A 1,560-nucleotide genomic window follows, 5' to 3' on the forward strand; every position below is an offset into this window, starting at 1 on the left:
GCGATCGCTCAACCAGGGATGGGGAATATCTTTACTCGATCGCTCTCCTGAAGGGGCAACTGTATTAGGATCGCTATGGTTGATAATAATTCGTTCCATCAACGCACCATAATTAGAGACTACTACCCCTTGTCCCGCTTGTTCTAATTCCTGTAATACTGGAGCTTCTACCTGGAGATTGTAAGCAAAATCCGCATCCCCCGTTTGCAATACCGCCCTAGCTGCGGAAGTGGCATCTCCACCCCCTTTTAGTTCGATTCTCTCAAAACCCAATGTTTCTGCTTGACGAAATTCGGGATTGGGTTCGTAAATTACAATATCCCCTGGTCTAAAATCTGTTACTCGATATGCCCCAGTACCTATGGGCTTCAGGTTGGCTGCTGCTTCCCTAGCATTTGCCCCGTTGTAATTTTCGTAGATATGTTTGGGTAAAATAGATCCTTCTGCCCCTACAAAAATCAACGACCAAGCGGGATTGACATCTTTGAAGTTAATCTTAACTGTATGGTCGTCGATCGCTTCGACACTTTCTACTACTTCATAAGTACCTGCTGAAGTTGCGGCAACTTCGGAATTTGTAATAAATTGGTGGGTAAAAACTACATCGGCTGCGGTGAATGGTTGTCCGTCAGACCATTTAATTCCCTGTTTAAGCTTCCAAGTAACTGACTTACCATCTTCGGCTACCCCTCCGTTTTCGCGTGTTGGTATTTCGGCTGCTAAAAAGGGTACGAGATTTCCCTCATTATCAAAACTAGCTAAAGGTTCGAGGGTAATACGACTGGCTTCGGCATCTTTAAAACCTGTAGAAAGATGGGGATTGAGAATTGTTGGTGCTTGCCAATAAAGCAATTTGAGAGTGCTACTATCTTGTTGTCCCCCCGATGTGGAAGTTGGACTCCCACAAGCACCAATAGCAACAGTCAAACTTAATAATATAGATAATTTAGCCAGCAACTTCATATCGATTTTTCTCTACCAGTTTCCATTCTGGATGATATTATATGAGCTTTTTGTTAGATAGTTTGTGGTTAGTTAGTACGGTCGTTTCATGAAACGACCGTACATTTGTCAGTTGCTAGTAGCTAATTGTTAATTCTAATTAAAATAAAAACAATATCTAAATTTACTTATCTCCCAATCTCCAAGTCTCCCAGTCCCGTCTTCGCGAGATAATATCTCCTCGTCCCTAAGTCACTCTTCATATGAAACTTTCTCAAATCAGATCGTTTGTGGCAGTAGCCAAATATGGTAAATTCAGCCAAGCAGCAATTGAATTAAACCTTACCCAGCCTACGGTAAGCCATGCGATCGCATCCTTAGAAAATGACTTAGGGGTACAGTTACTCCATAGAAGTAAAAAAGGAGTTAGTCTCACTCCCGCAGGAGAAAGCATTTTAGCCCATTGCGATCGCGTCCTGGATGCGATCGCCGATATTCAACAAGAAGCCAATCGTTTTAAAGGTTTGGATACGGGAAAAGTCAAAATTTCTGCTTTTCGCGGCGCAGCAGCCCAATTATTGCCTAAAATAAAAGCCGATTTTAAAATTCAATACCCCC

At 42.4% G+C, this 1,560-nt stretch carries 2 protein-coding genes; one reads left to right on the forward strand and one right to left on the reverse strand.

The window, feature by feature from the left end; genetic code table 11:
* Positions 1 to 963, reverse strand: a 963-nt coding sequence (locus tag AC33VI_RS22365; protein WP_491784474.1) for a peptide ABC transporter substrate-binding protein, incomplete at its 3' end; no start/stop codon positions are given.
* A gap of 242 nt (positions 964 to 1,205) precedes the next feature.
* Between AC33VI_RS22365 and AC33VI_RS22370 the strand changes: the two genes are divergently transcribed.
* Positions 1,206 to 1,560 (forward strand): LysR family transcriptional regulator (locus AC33VI_RS22370; protein WP_491784475.1); only part of this gene is annotated, 355 nt, incomplete at its 3' end.

Source organism: Waterburya sp., from assembly GCF_058530065.1.